Raw genomic sequence first — 15,249 nt, forward strand, 5'->3', positions numbered from 1 at the left:
CCCTCATGACCCAGTCCGCCGTCCGGCCCACGCCGGCCTCCCCCACCCCGCCGGGTGGGCACCTGCTGGAGGTACGGGACCTGCACGTCGAGTTCCGCACCGGCGAGGGCGTGGCCAAGGTGATCAACGGGGTGTCGTACCACCTGGACGCCGGGGAGACCCTGGCGGTGCTGGGCGAGTCGGGCTCCGGCAAGTCGGTGACCGCGCAGGCGATCATGGGCATCCTGGACACTCCCCCGGCCCACGTCCGTGCCGGTCAGATCCTCTACCGGGGCCAGGACCTGCTGACCCGGTCGGAGGAGCAGCGCCGGCAGGTACGCGGCAAGGAGATCGCGATGATCTTCCAGGACGCGCTGTCGGCGTTGAACCCGGTCTTCCCGGTCGGCTGGCAGATCGGCGAGACGCTGCGCCAGCGCGAGGGGATGTCCAGGGCCGACGCCCGCCGGCGGGCCGTCGAGCTGATGGACCTGGTCCGGATCCCGGGCGCGGCGAAACGGCTCGGCGACTATCCGCACCAGTTCTCCGGCGGCATGCGGCAGCGCGTCATGATCGCGATGGCGCTGGCGCTGAACCCCAAGGTGCTGATCGCCGACGAGCCGACCACCGCGCTGGACGTCACCGTGCAGGCCCAGATCATGGACCTCCTGGCCGACCTGCGGCGCGACCTCGACATGGCGATGATCCTGATCACCCACGACCTCGGCGTGGTGGCCGGCGTCGCCGACCGGATCGCCGTCATGTACGCCGGCCGGATCGTCGAGCACGCCGACGTGCGTCCGCTGTACCGGGCACCCGCCCATCCGTACACGAAGGGGTTGCTGGCGTCGATCCCGCGCCTGGACGTGCGCGGCCAGGCGCTGTCGACGATCCGGGGGCTGCCGCCGAACCTGATGCGGATCCCCTCCGGCTGCCCGTTCCACCCCCGGTGCCCGTACGCGCAGCAGGTCTGCGTGGACGTGGTGCCGCACGACCTGGTCCTCGGCGACGGCCGGACCAGCGCGTGCCACTTCGCGCAGGAGGTCCGTGATGACAGCGCCCGCTAGCCCGGCCAAGGTCCGCGGCGAGACGATCCTGTCGGTCGACAACGTGGTGAAGCACTTCCCGATCAGTCAGGGCGTGCTGTTCAAGCGGCAGACCGGCGCGGTCCGCGCCGTCGACGGGGTGAGTTTCGAGCTGCGCCGGGGCGAGACGCTCGGCATCGTCGGCGAGTCCGGCTGCGGCAAGTCGACCCTGGCCCGGCTGCTGATGCGGCTGGAGACGCCGACCGCCGGCCGGGCCACCCTGGAGGGGAAGGACCTCTTCGCCGCCTCCGGGTCGCAGCTGCGCCGGCTGCGCCGCAACATGCAGATGGTGATGCAGGACCCGTACACGTCGCTGAACCCGCGGATGACGGTCGGCGACATCATCGGCGAGCCGTTCGACATCCACCCGGAGGCCGCCCCGAAGGGCAGCAAACGCACCCGGGTACGCGAACTGCTCGACGTGGTAGGGCTCAACCCCGAGCACATCAACCGCTATCCGCACCAGTTCTCCGGCGGGCAGCGCCAGCGGATCGGGATCGCCCGCGCGCTCGCCCTGCGGCCGGAGATCATCGTCTGCGACGAGCCGGTGTCGGCGCTCGACGTCTCCATCCAGGCCCAGGTGATCAACCTGCTGGAGCAGCTCCAGGACGAGTTCGGGCTGTCGTACGTCTTCATCGCGCACGACCTGTCGGTGGTCCGGCACATCTCCGACCGGGTCGCGGTGATGTACCTCGGCAAGATCGTGGAGATCGGCACCGAGCAGGAGATCTACGAGCGGGCCACCCACCCGTACACCCAGGCCCTGCTCTCGGCGGTGCCGGTGCCCGACCCCGACGCCCGGGAGAACCGCACCATGATCCGCCTCACCGGCGACGTGCCCAGCCCCGCCGACCCGCCGAGCGGCTGCCGCTTCCGCACCCGCTGCTGGAAGGCCCAGGACATCTGCGCCACCCAGGAACCGCACCCGGTCCCCCGCCCCGCCGACCCCCACCCCTCGGCCTGCCACTTCGCCGAACTCCGCCCCACCACCCCCTGACCCACCCCGACCACCGCGGAGGCCACTCTTTCCGGGAAAGAGTGGCCACCGCGGACACGGAGGCCACTCTTTCCCGGAAAGAGTGCGGAACTCGGACGCGCCCGGGCTGCGGTGATTCGAATGCGTCATCAAACTCGTAGCGTCCGGGAGGGAGGCGACTCGCCGGGCGGCGGCGGGGGCGTCGTCTGCCGAGGCGACGCCGGCCCGGGTCCTGCGGCGACGCCGGCCCCGCCTCCACGGGTGGGGGCGGGGCCGGGTGGGTCGAGGTGACCCGGCCCGGATCGAGGGCCGGGCCGGGTCACCGGATCAGAGCTGGGCCAGGTCGAAGGCCCAGATGCCGCGGCCGTGGGTGGCCACGTAGAGCGAGTTGGCCGCCGCGTCGTACTCGACGTCCATGCCCACGGTCAGCGGCAGGCCGGCGCCGAGCCGCTGCCAGTCGGTGGCACCCGGCGCCCGGTAGAAGGTGGCCAGGTCGGTGGCGAGCACCAGCGCGCCGTTGGACAGCTCCTTCACCGAGCTGGCCGGCACGTCCGGCAGGTTCGCCGAGACGTCCTTCCAGGTCGCGCCCGCGTCGGTCGTCTCGTAGACGTGACCGAAGCCGGCCCCCGGTCCCTCGGTGAAGCGCCGGGAGAAGCCGTTGACCGCGAGGAAGGCGTGCGCGGCGTTCGCCGGGTCGATCCCGACGCCCTGCACGAACCGGTTCGGGAACTCCGCCGGCAGGGTCAGCTGGTGCCAGCTCGCCGGGTCGTTGACCTTGCCGACCGCGACGCCCCGGGTGAAGCCGGCGTTGTTGCACGGTCCGCACCAACCGACGTACGCGGTGCCGCCGGAGACGCCCACCGAGGTGGCGGTGTGGCCGGCGCCCAGGTCGAAGGCGTTCGTCCAGCCCTTGCCGTCCTGGATCGCATAGCCCTTGGTGTTGACCCAGACGTGCTGGCCACCGGCGACCCAGACGTTCGCGTCGGTGGCGTCCGGCGAGAACGGCGCGATGAACCGGGCCGGCTCGTCCCCCGGCGACGAGGTGTACGGCTGGATGTCCCGCGAGGTGGACGTCTCGGGCGTGCCCGGACCCGGGTTGGCGTTGCAGTTCTCGGTGACCCGCATGGCCAGGTTGGTGTACTCCTGCACCTGCCGGCAACCGTTGGCCGGGTCGGCCAGCGAGTCGCCGCCGTCACCGCCGAAGTTGGAGCCCATCACGGTGTCGCCGGCCCGCAGCACCGACGCGCCGTTGTCCTGGAGACCACCGGAGACCACCGTGCCGGCCTTCGCCGGGTCCTTGCCCACCGAGACCGAGTAGTACTGCAGGGCGTCGATGGTGCCGTCGTTCAGGCTCTGCCAGTCGGTGGCGTGCCCGTCCTTGTCGGTCTTGCCGTTGACCGGCCGGCGGTAGACGCCGCCGTCGTTGCCGACGTAGACGAAGCCGTTGCCCACGGCGACCGAGTGCTGGTCGGAGTGGACGGTCTTGTTGCACTTGTTCTGCGCGTCGGAGATGTTCCAGCAGGAGAAGTTGAAGTTCCAGTACGGCCCGACGGTCTTCCAGTTCGCGCCCGCGTCGGTCGACTCGTAGACCTCCTCCAGGCCCGCCCAGACGTGGTTCGGGTTGGCCGGGTCGACGGCGAGGAACTGGTTGTACCAGGCCTGGATCCCGGGGCCGTAGCCCTTGCCGCCGACCGCCTGCTTGAGGGCAGAGCCCGAGTTGCCCAGCTTCGCCGAGTCGGCGATCTTGTTCCACGGGCCGGCCGGGTTGCCGGTGTTGGAGACGTAGATGCCGTCGAGGTAGCTGTTGACGTTGCCGGCCGGCTTGTTGAGCAGGCTCGGCGACTGGTTGATCGCGTACAGCTTGCCGCCGTCGGCGGAGAAGGCGAACGTCACGTAGCCGATGTCGTCGGCCGGCATGGCGCCGCCCGGGTTGACCTTCGTCCAGCCGCCCGCCGTGTAGTCCGCGGTCTCGTAGAAGCCGTTGTAGCTGTCGCCCGACCGCCAGGCCGAGGCCACCACCACGTGCTTCGGGTGCTTCGGGTCGGCGGCCACGTCGTTGACGATGTTCTTGTACGCGGCGTTGGCCGCGCCGGCGTCCGCACCGCCCGGCAGGTAGCTCGGGTTCGGCGCCCACTCGAACTTCCACGCGCCGGAGCCGCTGCTCATCGCGTGCGAGAACAGCCCCCGGTTGGTGGCCGCCCAGACCTTGCCGTCGAAGAAGCGCAGCTTGTTGATGACCGAGCTCTCCAGCTCGGTGCCGCCGACCCGGTCGGCCGCGGTGAACTGGCCACTGGCCGGGTTGGCCAGCCGGTAGACGCCCGCGCCGACGTACGAGGTGGCGCCGGTGTTCGCCTCGCCGGTGGCGTACCAGAGCGAACCGTCGGCGGCGAGCACCACGTCGCCGCTGGACAGGCTGGGCAGCTGGTCCGAGATCGGCGTCCAGCTCCCGCCGCCGATCACCGACCGCCACACGCCGCCGTCGGCACCCGCCGCGTAGACGTGGCCGCTGTTGTCGGCCGCGAGGCCGGTGATCCGGCCGGTCTGCAGGCCGGCGCCCCCGGAGGAGTTGGAGGCGTAGTCGCGGTAGCGCGGGTCGTCACCGTCGTACTTGATCTTGGTGACCTCGCGCCAGCTGCCCTTGGTGGCCGGCACGCTGCCGAGCTGGCTGAACGCGTTGGCGTACGCGCCCGGCGCGACGATGCCCGGCGCGGACCGGGCCTGGGCGAACTGCTCGGCGATGACCCGGGCCTCGAAGGCCTCCTCGCCGGCCTCGGCGGCGTTCTCCCCGGCCGCCATCTCGGCCATCTCGCGCGGGTGCCAGGGCAGGTTGGCGCCCGGCTCCTGAGCGAGGCCGAGGGCCTCCATGACCTCGTGGTTGGTGGCCGCGACGCCACCGAGCGCGGCGGTCAGCACCAACGCGCCCGCGATTGTCGCCGGCTTGCGCCAGCGGGACTTCGACATGTGAATCCTCCAGGATTCAAGGGGTTCCCGGGCTGGTGGCCCGGGCAGGGGAACCACGGGGGCGGTTGGCGCGGCCGTGGCGTGGTGAGCGGACGGTGACCGTCCGGTCTCGACCCTCGTAGTGCACAGCGCCGGCATCGACGGACGTGTCACGTCCCGGCGTGGCCGAGGGTCAGGCGGTGACGGGTGGGGCCCGGGTGGGCAGGGTGCCGCGCGGCGGCAGCTGCACCACCGGCTGCCGGTAGCGGACCGCAGCGGGGACGGCGACCGTCGTACCGTCGATCCGCGGGGGCGCGGCGAGGAGCAGGTCTTCCGGTCCGTCGGTGGTGCCGACGCCGGCGCGGTGGTCACCGCACGGGCCGCCGACCAGCTCCGCCCGCAGGTGCGGCGGAGTGCCGGGGTACGCGGGACGCGCCCCGGCGACCCGGGGTCGCCGGACGGCGGGGCGGGCAGGTGCGGCGTGGTGACCGGGGCGGCGACGGGCCGGACGTCCGGAGGATGGACGTGCGGCGCGTCGGAGCCGATCGACCGGTGCGCGGCGGTGACCACCGCGCCGGGCTGATGGGTCTCCGCGCAGGCGGGCGCACCCAGGCCGGCCAGGACGAACGCCAGCGCGACGACGACGGCGTTCCACCGGTCGAACACGCGCATGGGCCAACCTGTCACAGCGAGGGGATGTCGGACGCCGCTCGGGCGGGCGGCCGGGGCCGCGGGCGGGAGACGGGCTGCGAGGAGAACGGGGAGGGTCGATCGGTTGTTGCCGGCCCCACGCTAGCAACAAGGATTCGCGACCGGCAACGGCTCGACGGTCGTACTTTCAGCTGGTCAGCCGGCAGCGCTCCGCAGTGGAGCGGCGATACGCCGAGCGGGGCGCGGCCGGTCGGCCGCGCCCCGCTCACCGGAGGGAACTCAGTGGAAGAAGTGCCGGGTGCCGGTGAGGTACATGGTCACGCCGGCCTCCTTGCAGGCCGCGACGACCTCCTCGTCGCGGATCGAGCCGCCGGGCTGCACGATCGCCCGGACCCCCGCCTCGATCAGGATCTTCGGACCGTCGGCGAACGGGAAGAACGCGTCCGAGGCGCAGACCGCGCCCCGGGCCCGGTCGGCACCGGCGCGGCTGACCGCCAGCTGCGCCGAGTCGACCCGGTTCACCTGTCCCATGCCCACGCCGACGGTCGCGCCGTCCCGGGCCAGCAGGATCGCGTTGCTCTTCACCGCGCGGACCGCCCGCCAGGCGAAGGCGAGGTCGCGCAGGGTCGCCTCGTCGGCCGCCTCACCGGCCGCCAACCGCCAGTTCGCCGGGTCGTCGCCCTCGGCGTCGATCCGGTCCCGCAGCTGCACCAGCACACCGCCGGTGACCTGGCGCCACTCCGCCGGCTGCGGGTCGAACGCCGGGGCCCGCAGCAGGCGGATGTTCTTCTTGCCCTGGAGCACCTCGACGGCACCGGCCTCGAAGTCGGGCGCCACCAGCACCTCGGTGAAGATCTCCGACACCTGCCGGGCCAGCTCCACGCTGACCGGCCGGTTCACCGCGATCACCCCGCCGTACGCCGACACCGGGTCGCAGGCGTGCGCCAGGCGGTGCGCCTCCGCCACGTCGGCGCCCACCGCGATGCCGCACGGGTTGGCGTGCTTGATGATCGCCACGGCGGGCTGCCCGGGGAAGTCGTTCGCGGCCCGCCACGCGGCGTCCGCGTCGACGTAGTTGTTGTAGGACATCTCCTTGCCGTGCAGCTGCTCGGCCTGGGCCAGGCCGGCCGGGCTGGCCGGGTCGGCGTAGAGCGCCGCCGCCTGGTGCGGGTTCTCGCCGTAGCGCAGCACCGCCTGCCGGGTCAGGCTGAGCCCGTCGAACTCCGGCCACCCGTCGGCAGCCGGCGCCAGCTCCTGTGCGCACCACTGGGCGACCGCCACGTCGTACTCGGCGATGATCGCGAACGCGCGGGCCGCGAGCGCCTTGCGCTGCGTCAGCGTGAAACCGCCCGCGTCCAGGGCGGCCAGCAGCGCCGGGTACGCCCCCGGGTCGGTCACCACGGCGACCGAGGCGTGGTTCTTGGCGGCGGCCCGCACCATCGCCGGCCCACCGATGTCGATCTGCTCCACGCACTCGTCCTGCGACGCGCCGGAGGCGACCGTGGCCTGGAACGGGTAGAGGTTCGACACCAGCAGGTCGATCCCGGCGATGCCGTGCTCGTCGAGCTGCGCCGCGTGCGAGTCCTTGCGCAGGTCGGCCAGGAGACCACCGTGGATCTTCGGATGCAGGGTCTTCACCCGGCCGTCGAGGATCTCCGGGAAGCCGGTCACCTGCTCCACCGGCGTCACCGGCACGCCGGCCCCGGCGATCGTCGACGCGGTGCTGCCCGTCGACACGAGCTCCACCCCGGCCGCGTGCAGGGCCCGGGCCAGCTCGACCAGGCCGGCCTTGTCATAGACGCTGACCAGCGCCCGCCGGATCGGGCGGCGCTCGTCCTGACTGCTGCTCACGGGACCGTGACCTTTCTTCCGGTGATCGTCCAACCTTCACGGACCAGGCGACCGACCTGCTCGACGAGCTGGCGGCGCTCGGCTTCCTTGATGCGCTCGGTGAGCGTCTCCTCGTCGTCGTCGTCCAGCACCGGCACGGCGACCTGGGCGACGATCGGGCCGGTGTCCATCCCGGCGTCGACGAAGAAGAGGGTGGCCCCGGTGACCTTCACGCCGTAGGCGAGGGCGTCCCGGGGGCCGTGGATGCCGGGGAACGCCGGCAGCAGGGTGTTGTGCGTGTTGAGGTAGCGGTCGCCGAACGCGGCCAGGAAGTGCGGCCCGACCAGCTTCAGGAAACCGGCGCTGATCACCAGATCGGGCCGGTGCTCCGCGACGTGCGCGGTCAGCGTCCGGTCCCAGTCCTCGCGGGTCGGGTGGTCCTTCACCCGGTCGACGAAGGTGGGCACTCCCGCGGCGGCGGCCCGGTCCAGGCCGGCGATGCCGTCCCGGTCGGCGCCGACGGCGACGACGCGGGCCCCGTACGCGGGGTCGGTGCCGGCGTCCAGCAGCGCCTGGAGGTTGCTGCCGGAGCCGGAGACGAGGACGACGAGGCGGGCGACGGACGCGGGCTCGGTCACGCGGCCACCCTATCGGGCAGGTCCGGGCGTCCAGCGGTCGGGCAGCGCCGTTTCGGGTGATCACCCCGCTGGCGTCGGCACGGTACGCTGCCGGTCGCTCGGTGCCCGGCGTACGCCCGGCCCCGCACCCGTCAGTGAACCGGCGCCCCGACGCGCCGATGGATCGAGGAGTACGCCGCCATGCAGCCTGGATACCCGCAGCAGCCCCAGCAGATCGACAACAACATGACGATGTCCATCGTCGCCATCTTCCTGTTCTGGCCGCTGGCCATTCCGGCCATCATCAATGCCTCCAAGGTGAACCCGCTCCTGCAGCAGGGCGACTACGCGGGCGCGCAGGCCGCCGCCGCCGAGTCGAAGAAGTGGTCCAAGTGGGCCCTGATCGTCGGCCTCATCGGCTGGGCGATCTCCCTCCTGTGCTGCGTCCTCGGGGGGATGGGCGCGATCATGGGTGGTAACAGCTCGACGTACTGACCGCCGAACCCACTCTCGAGGAGCACCCAGTAATGCAGCCCGGTAACCCCGGTCAGGACCCGTACGGCCAGCAGCCGCCGCAGGACCAGACCTCGCCGCAGTACCAGGACCCGTACGCCCAGCCGCCCGCGGCGCCGTACGGTCAGCAGCCGCACGACCCGTACGGGCAGCAGCCGCACGACCCGTACGCGCAGCCGCAGGCCCCGCAGTACGGCCAGCCCACCTCGGGCCAGCCCTACGGCCAGCCCACCTCCGGGCAGCCCTACCAGGACCCGTACGCGCAGCAGCAGCCGTACGGGGCCGCTCCGTCGTACCCGAACGCGGGCTTCCCGACGGCCCAGGGGCAGAACAACACCCTCGGCCTGATCGGCATGATCGTCGGCATCGTGTCCATCGTGCTCGGCCTCTGCTGCGGCGGGCTCGGCATCCCGTTCGGCATCGCCGGCGTGGTGCTGGGCGTGCTGGGCCAGAAGAAGGTCCAGCAGGGTGAGGCGAGCAACGGCGGCCAGGCCAAGGCGGCCCTGATCTGCGGCGGCGTCGGCATCGTGCTCGGCATCGTCGTGGCGATCGTCGGCGCCACCGTCAACTGGAACAACTTCTCCTGACAGACCCACCGAGGGGCGGCCGGCACCCCGGCCGCCCCTCGCCATACCCACCCTCACCCCACCCTGCGCCCGCGCCCCCCACCCTCGCCGGCGGGGCGGGGCGGGGCGCAGGTGGGTCAGGGGCGGTGGGGGGTGCGGGTGAGGGTGAGGGTGCGGGTGGTGGCGGCGCCGAGCAGGGCGCCGACGGCGACGACCAGGGTGGCCACGCCGGCCACCTGCCAGGGCACCGGACCGACCTCGGCCAGCCGGCCACCGCCGACCGGCCCGCCGGAGATCGCGGCGGCCACGCCGAGCAGCAGCCCGGCGACCGGGCCGGCGAGGGCCGCCGGGCCGAGCAGCGCCGCCCACCTCAGCTCCGCCCGGTCCTCGGCGGCCAGCCGCAGCAGCCGCCGGGCCAGCAGCCAACCGGCGGCCATCCCGGCCAGCACCGGCACCGCGAGCAGTCCCGCGCCGAGCCCGTCGACCGGTCCGCGCGGCAGTCCGGCCAGCAGCGGTACGGCCGGCAGCGCCCCCACGGAGACCTCACTGGTACGCACCGCCGTGTCGGTGCCGACGGCGAACCCCGGCCCCAGCAGGTAGCTGACCGACCAGACGGTGGCGTTCGGCGCGTACGCGACGCTGACCAGGGTGATCCCCACCTGACCGGCCACCCCCGTCCGGTACGCGCCGATCATGTCGGCCGCGTCGCCACCCCCGGTCGCCACGGACAGCCCGGCCGCCCCGGCCCCCGCTCCGAGCAGCAGCAGCCCGGCGACCAACCCGGTGCGTACGCCGTCGCGCAGCAGCGGCGGGGAACGGCGGGCGGAGAGCGCGGCGACCCCGGTGGTGCGCAGCGCCCCGACCAGCGCCGCCAGCGTGCCGAAGACCGCGAGGGTGAGTGCGGCGCGCACCGGGAGACCCGGGGCCACCCGCGCCGACCAGCACGGCGGCCAGGGCGCCGAGCAGCGCGTACCCGATGCCGACCGCGACCGCGACGGTGAGTGCCTGCCGGGGTGACCGGCCACCGCGGGCGCGACGGCCCGGCTGGTGTGCACCCCGGCCCGGGTCAGTCGCCAGAAGGCGAGCGCGGCCAGCGCGAGCGGTGCCAGCCCGAGCGGGCCGGCGGTGGTCTCCAGCGGCACCCCGTGGCCGAGCAGCCAGCCGGCCAGCCCGGCCCGCAGCGCGCCCGACAGGGAGCCGGCGTCCTCGCTGAGCTGCACCAGACCGAGCACCAGCGCCACCGGCAGCCACGACGTCAGCGCCGCCCAGCCGGCCGCCACCGCGGCGGCCACCGGCAGCGGCGCCGACCACGCCCGGCCTCCGCCGGCCGGGGCGCGGGCACCCGGGACGCCGGGCGGGCACGGCCGGCCGGCCGGGCGTCGGCGTCGACACCGGCGGGCCGGCGGGGATGGTCAGGGGTGACGGGTGACATCGGTTCTACTCTGGCACGCCACGTCGGCGGGGGCAGTCCGATAACGCCCCGGCACCACGGCGAGTTCCCTGATCCACCGACTGATCCCCCCGATCCGGTTTAGCCTCGGCCCAGACGCGACCATTCCCGTCGCGGCACCGACCGCTCGGAGGAAGCCGTGAACGCTCCGTATCCGCCGCCGCCACCGCCGCCGGCAGTGGGCCGGGACCGCACCACGCTCTGGGGCGTCCTGGGCATTGTGCTCGGCCTGATCTGCTGCGGCTTCCTCGGGATCGTCTTCGGCTACCTGTCGATCCGGGACGCCAAGCGGTTCGGCAAGTCACCGGTGCTCGGCTGGATCGCCATCGCGCTCGGTGTGCTCAACATCATCGGCAACGCGATCTGGCGGGCCACCGGCCACGGCATGTACTGGTACAGGTGAGGGGGCCGACCGCACGCGGTCGACCCCCTCGGCACGGCACGCGGCCGCTCAGCGGCCGGACATGATCTCCCGCATGAGGTTGGCGGTCTCGGTCGGGGTCTTGCCGACCTTGACGCCGACGGCCTCCAGCGCCTCCTTCTTCGCCTCGGCGGTGCCCGCCGAGCCGGAGATGATCGCACCGGCGTGACCCATGGTCTTGCCGGGCGGCGCGGTGAAGCCGGCGATGTAACCGACGACCGGCTTGGTGACGTTCGCCTTGATGAACTCGGCGGCCCGCTCCTCGGCGTCGCCGCCGATCTCGCCGATCATCACGATGGCGTCGGTCTCCGGGTCGGCCTCGAACGCGGCCAGGGCGTCGATGTGGGTGGTCCCGATGATCGGGTCACCGCCGATGCCGACGCAGGTGGAGAAGCCGATGTCCCGCAGCTCGTACATCATCTGGTAGGTCAGCGTGCCGCTCTTGCTGACCAGACCGATCCGGCCGGAGCCGGTGATGTCGGCCGGGATGATGCCGGCGTTGGAGGCGCCCGGCGAGGCGATGCCGGGGCAGTTCGGCCCGATGATCCGGGTCCGCTCCCCCTTCGCCACGTTGTACGCCCAGAACGCGCCGGTGTCGTGCACCGGGACGCCCTCGGTGATCACCACGGCCAGGTCGATCCCGGCGTCGATCGCCTCGACGACCGCGCCCTTGGTGAACTGCGGCGGTACGAAGATGACCGTGACGTCGGCCCCGGTCTCGGACATCGCGTCCGCGACGGAGGCGAAGACCGGCAGCTCGGTGCCGTCGAAGTCGACGGTGGTGCCGGCCTTGCGCGGGTTCACGCCGCCCACCACGTTGGTGCCGGCGGCGAGCATCCGCCGGGTGTGCTTGGAACCCTCGGAGCCGGTCATCCCCTGCACGATGACCTTGGAGTCCTTGGTCAGCCAGATAGCCATGATCAGACCCCCGCAGCTGCCAGCTCGGCGGCCCGCTCGGCCGCGCCGTCCATGGTGTCGACCCGCTGGATGAGCGGGTTGTTCGCGCCGTCGAGGATCGCCCGACCGGCCTCGGCGTTGTTGCCGTCGAGGCGGACGACGAGCGGCTTGGTGGCCTGCTCGCCGCGCTGCTCCAGCAGCGCCAGCGCCTGGACGATGCCGTTGGCGACGGCGTCGCACGCGGTGATCCCACCGAAGACGTTGACGAAGACGCTCTTCACCGACGGGTCGGAGAGCACGATCTCCAGACCGTTCGCCATCACCTCGGCGCTCGCGCCGCCGCCGATGTCGAGGAAGTTCGCCGGCTTGACGCCGCCGTGCCGCTCACCGGCGTACGCGACCACGTCGAGGGTCGACATGACCAGACCCGCGCCGTTGCCGATGATGCCGACCTCGCCGTCGAGCTTGACGTAGTTGAGGTCCTTGGCCTTGGCGGCCTGCTCCAGCGGGTCCACCGAGGCCTGGTCGACCAGGGCCTCGTGGTCCGGGTGCCGGAAGCCGGCGTTCTCGTCCAGGGTCACCTTGGCGTCGAGCAGCAGCAGCTTGCCGTCCGCGTTCTTGGCCAGCGGGTTCACCTCGACCAGCGTGGCATCCTCGGCGACGAACGCCTGCCACAGCTTGACCGCGATCTCGACGACCTGGTCGGCGACCTCGGCGGGGAAGTTCGCGGCGGTGACGATCTCCCGGGCCTTCGCCTCGTCGACGCCGGTGTTGGCGTCGATCGGGGCCTTGACGACCTTCTCCGGGGTCTCGGCGGCGACCGCCTCGATGTCCATGCCGCCGGCGACGCTGGCGATGCAGAGGAAGGTGCGGTTCGCCCGGTCGAGCAGGTACGAGAAGTAGTACTCCTCGGCCACGTCCGCGGTCACCGTGATCATGACCTTGTGGACCGTGTGACCCTTGATGTCCATGCCGAGGATGTCGGTGGCGCGGGCCACCGTCTCCTCCGCGCCCTCGGCGAGCTTCACGCCACCGGCCTTGCCTCGGCCGCCGACCTTCACCTGCGCCTTGACGACCACCCGACCGCCGAGGCGTTCGGCGATCGCGCGGGCCTCCTCCGGGGTAGTGGCGACGCCGCCGGCGAGCACGGGCAAGCCGTGCCGCTCGAACAGGTCCCGCCCCTGGTACTCGTACAGGTCCACGATTGCGCGTCCCGTCCCGTCTCCGCGGCGCGCCGTCGCGCCGCCACCAGCGTTGGAAAATCAGTTTGACGCCTGTCATCAGATGAGACAGGTCATTTGCCGCAGCCTAACGAGATGGGAACCGGCGGCAACCGAGCGGGTGCGCGGTGTGCGGTAATGCACAGCGACGGTCCGCCCGCTCAGGCCACCCGGCAGCGGCCGGCCGAGTAACGCCACACCGCGTCCATGATCTCCTGTTCCGTCCGGTCGGCGTACACCACCGTGGCGGTGAACCCGGTGCCGAAGAAGGCCTGCTGCATCCCGGCGTCCAGCGCGGTGAACGCGCCCAGGTCACCGCCGGCCCGCGGGTCGCGCGCCTTCACGCAGAGCATCTTCTCCAGCCCCCAGCGTCGCCGGTAGACCTGGTCCACCGCCTCCCAGGGCAGCCAGATCGCCTGCCCGCGGGTGGGACGCGTCTTGATCCACAAGCCGGCGGGGCCGACCGCGAGCACCGGGCCGCCGGACGAGACCAGCCAGAGCTGGAGGCCGACCACCAGCGCGAAGAACAGCATGATCAACGGGATGGCCAGCAGGATGCCCGCATCCCCGTTCTCGCCCGAGGCGGCCAGCCCGAGCGGGCAGGCCAGCACCAGGCCGATGAACAGGGTCAGGCCACCCAGCGCCAGCCCGCGCTTGCGCAGGCTGGGCCGGGCGACGAACGGCTGGTCCTCGGGGATCCGCTTCGCCGTCCGCGACGGCGGCGGCTGCCAGGCCGGCGGCTGCGCCGGGGACCAGCCCGCGTTCGGGTACGCCTGCTGCGGCCCCCAACCGGCCTGCGCCCCCGGGTACGCCGGCATGCCCGGTGCTCCCGCCGGCGGCCCCCAGCCCGGCGCGGGCGGCTGCCCCACCGGCGGACCCGACCGACCCGAGGCCGGCGGCTGCCCCACCGGTGACGGACCGGACCAGCCCGAGGTGGGCGACTGCCCCACCGGCGGCGGACCGGACCAGCCAGGTCCGGCGGCCGGCCCGGCGGGACTCGGCCCCCAGCCGGGCGCGGGCGGCGGTGGCGCGGACCAGCCGCCGCTGGGCGCGGGCTGGCCGCTGCCGGGGACGGGCGGGGTGGCCAACCCTCGGCGGGCTGCGGGTGGGGATGCGGCGGCTGGGTCACGGCAGGGGCTCCCGGCGGGGGTCGTCGACCGCGGAGCGCGGTACGGGCAGCCAAAGGTTACGACCGACGGGACGTCGGCGAGGACCCGGTGATCACCCTTACGTCGCCGACCTGGCGGTGTCCGCCCGGCTGGGTTCGCCCGTGTCGCCGACGTCGAGGCGGTCCGGCAGGGGCGTGCGAGGCGGTCCACCGGGGGCGGCGCGTCAGCCGTCCGGGGGATGTTGCGCGACCTGCGTAACCCCACCGAGGGGGCGTCGTTGAGTCTGATGTCGGAGCGCTGGTCAAGCGCGACGGCGGGAGACGGCCGATGCCCTGTCGGTCGAGGGGTGGCGGCGGGGCATCGTGCATAGAAGGGCCGGGCGTGTGAGGGGTGCGTCCGGCCCTTCCCCCTGCCCAGAATCCGAACCGGCCCGGACGTCAGAGCCGGGAGCAGGGCGTCCGCGCCCGTGCCGCCACGCCCGCCAGGTCCGCTCAGCAACGAGGACCGGCCGCCCGCGCGGAGGTAGTCGGTCAGCCGACCGGCTGGGCGACGTTCTCCCGGACCCACTCGACGATCGACTGGGTGGTCGCACCCGGGGTGAAGATCTTCGCCACGCCGAGCTGCTGCAGCTCGGGAATGTCGGCGTCCGGGATGATGCCGCCGCCGAAGACCACGATGTCGCGCGCGTCCCGCTCACCGAGCAGTTCCAGCACCCGCTTGAAGAGGGTCATGTGCGCGCCGGAGAGCACGGAGAGGCCGACCGCGTCGGCGTCCTCCTGGATCGCCGTCTCCACGATCTGTTCCGGGGTCTGGTGCAGGCCGGTGTAGATGACCTCCATGCCGGCGTCGCGGAGGGCCCGCGCGACGACCTTCGCGCCGCGGTCGTGGCCGTCCAGGCCGGGCTTCGCGACGACGACCCGGATACGAGAGCTCATCAGCGCACACCTTTCACCGGCTCCGGCGGGCTATCACCTGAACGAACGGTAACCCGACCCGCC

13 protein-coding genes are annotated in these 15,249 nt (G+C 72.9%); 5 read left to right on the top strand and 8 right to left on the bottom strand.

Translation table 11 applies throughout. The annotated features are described in order from the left end of the window. Window positions 1-5: 5 nt before the first annotated feature. Window positions 6-1,043 (top strand): ABC transporter ATP-binding protein, encoded by a 1,038-nt coding sequence (locus tag MRQ36_RS08620; RefSeq protein ID WP_242794381.1) that lies wholly within the window; start codon window positions 6-8, stop codon window positions 1,041-1,043. After that, window positions 1,027-2,058, top strand: a complete 1,032-nt coding sequence (locus MRQ36_RS08625) for an ABC transporter ATP-binding protein (RefSeq protein ID WP_242794382.1) — start codon at window positions 1,027-1,029, stop codon at window positions 2,056-2,058. Before MRQ36_RS08620 ends, MRQ36_RS08625 begins: the two co-directional genes overlap by 17 nt. A 306-nt stretch (window positions 2,059-2,364) precedes the next feature. Here MRQ36_RS08625 and MRQ36_RS08630 read toward each other — a convergent pair whose 3' ends face one another. From MRQ36_RS08630 to purN, 3 genes are all read right to left on the bottom strand, one after another. Next, entirely contained in the window at window positions 2,365-4,998 is a 2,634-nt protein-coding gene (locus MRQ36_RS08630) for a glycosyl hydrolase (protein ID WP_242794383.1), read from the bottom strand. Window positions 4,999-5,907: 909 nt separating this feature from the next. Next, window positions 5,908-7,479 (bottom strand): bifunctional phosphoribosylaminoimidazolecarboxamide formyltransferase/IMP cyclohydrolase, encoded by a 1,572-nt coding sequence (gene purH / locus MRQ36_RS08635; RefSeq protein WP_242794384.1) that lies wholly within the window; start codon window positions 7,477-7,479, stop codon window positions 5,908-5,910. Continuing rightward, window positions 7,476-8,096 carry a phosphoribosylglycinamide formyltransferase gene (gene purN, locus MRQ36_RS08640; protein ID WP_242794385.1) on the bottom strand — a complete coding sequence of 207 codons (621 nt, stop codon included), beginning with the start codon at window positions 8,094-8,096 and terminating at the stop codon, window positions 7,476-7,478. Before purN ends, purH begins: the two co-directional genes overlap by 4 nt. A gap of 180 nt (window positions 8,097-8,276) precedes the next feature. Here purN and MRQ36_RS08645 point away from each other — a divergent pair, with 180 nt between their 5' ends. Both MRQ36_RS08645 and MRQ36_RS08650 read left to right on the top strand, forming a co-directional pair. Then, entirely contained in the window at window positions 8,277-8,570 is a 294-nt protein-coding gene (locus MRQ36_RS08645; protein ID WP_242794386.1) for a CD225/dispanin family protein, read from the top strand. A gap of 32 nt (window positions 8,571-8,602) precedes the next feature. Next, entirely contained in the window at window positions 8,603-9,175 is a 573-nt protein-coding gene (locus MRQ36_RS08650) for a DUF4190 domain-containing protein (protein ID WP_242794387.1), read from the top strand. Between the two features lie 116 nt (window positions 9,176-9,291). On the opposite strand, the gene MRQ36_RS08655 is transcribed toward MRQ36_RS08650, so the two are convergent. Then, window positions 9,292-10,446, bottom strand: a complete 1,155-nt coding sequence (locus tag MRQ36_RS08655; protein ID WP_242794388.1) for a DUF6350 family protein — start codon at window positions 10,444-10,446, stop codon at window positions 9,292-9,294. Between the two features lie 297 nt (window positions 10,447-10,743). Here MRQ36_RS08655 and MRQ36_RS08660 point away from each other — a divergent pair, with 297 nt between their 5' ends. Beyond that, window positions 10,744-11,007, top strand: coding sequence for a DUF4190 domain-containing protein (locus MRQ36_RS08660; RefSeq protein ID WP_242794389.1), 264 nt, complete (start codon window positions 10,744-10,746; stop codon window positions 11,005-11,007). 48 nt (window positions 11,008-11,055) lie between these two features. On the opposite strand, the gene sucD is transcribed toward MRQ36_RS08660, so the two are convergent. The 4 genes from sucD to MRQ36_RS08680 form a co-directional block, all read right to left on the bottom strand. Then, window positions 11,056-11,943, bottom strand: coding sequence for a succinate--CoA ligase subunit alpha (gene sucD / locus MRQ36_RS08665; protein ID WP_242794390.1), 888 nt, complete (start codon window positions 11,941-11,943; stop codon window positions 11,056-11,058). A gap of 2 nt (window positions 11,944-11,945) precedes the next feature. Continuing rightward, entirely contained in the window at window positions 11,946-13,124 is a 1,179-nt protein-coding gene (gene sucC / locus MRQ36_RS08670) for an ADP-forming succinate--CoA ligase subunit beta (RefSeq protein ID WP_242794391.1), read from the bottom strand. A gap of 179 nt (window positions 13,125-13,303) precedes the next feature. Further along, window positions 13,304-13,960 (bottom strand): hypothetical protein, encoded by a 657-nt coding sequence (locus MRQ36_RS08675; protein WP_242794392.1) that lies wholly within the window; start codon window positions 13,958-13,960, stop codon window positions 13,304-13,306. A gap of 821 nt (window positions 13,961-14,781) precedes the next feature. Next, entirely contained in the window at window positions 14,782-15,186 is a 405-nt protein-coding gene (locus tag MRQ36_RS08680) for a cobalamin B12-binding domain-containing protein (RefSeq protein WP_242794393.1), read from the bottom strand. Between the last annotated feature and the right edge of the window lie 63 nt (window positions 15,187-15,249).

It is taken from the genome of Micromonospora sp. R77, from assembly GCF_022747945.1.
Lineage (GTDB): Bacteria > Actinomycetota > Actinomycetes > Mycobacteriales > Micromonosporaceae > Micromonospora.

What these genes read in the sequence shown, in the direction of transcription:
- MRQ36_RS08620 (WP_242794381.1), top strand. Translation starts at nt 6, where the DNA reads ATGACCCAGTCCGCCGTCCGGCCCACGCCGGCCTCCCCCACCCCGCCG.
- MRQ36_RS08625 (WP_242794382.1), top strand. Translation starts at nt 1,027, where the DNA reads ATGACAGCGCCCGCTAGCCCGGCCAAGGTCCGCGGCGAGACGATCCTG.
- MRQ36_RS08630 (WP_242794383.1), bottom strand. Translation starts at nt 4,998, where the DNA reads ATGTCGAAGTCCCGCTGGCGCAAGCCGGCGACAATCGCGGGCGCGTTG.
- MRQ36_RS08645 (WP_242794386.1), top strand. Translation starts at nt 8,277, where the DNA reads ATGCAGCCTGGATACCCGCAGCAGCCCCAGCAGATCGACAACAACATG.
- MRQ36_RS08650 (WP_242794387.1), top strand. Translation starts at nt 8,603, where the DNA reads ATGCAGCCCGGTAACCCCGGTCAGGACCCGTACGGCCAGCAGCCGCCG.
- sucD (WP_242794390.1), bottom strand. Translation starts at nt 11,943, where the DNA reads ATGGCTATCTGGCTGACCAAGGACTCCAAGGTCATCGTGCAGGGGATG.
- MRQ36_RS08675 (WP_242794392.1), bottom strand. Translation starts at nt 13,960, where the DNA reads ATGCCGGCGTACCCGGGGGCGCAGGCCGGTTGGGGGCCGCAGCAGGCG.
- MRQ36_RS08680 (WP_242794393.1), bottom strand. Translation starts at nt 15,186, where the DNA reads ATGAGCTCTCGTATCCGGGTCGTCGTCGCGAAGCCCGGCCTGGACGGC.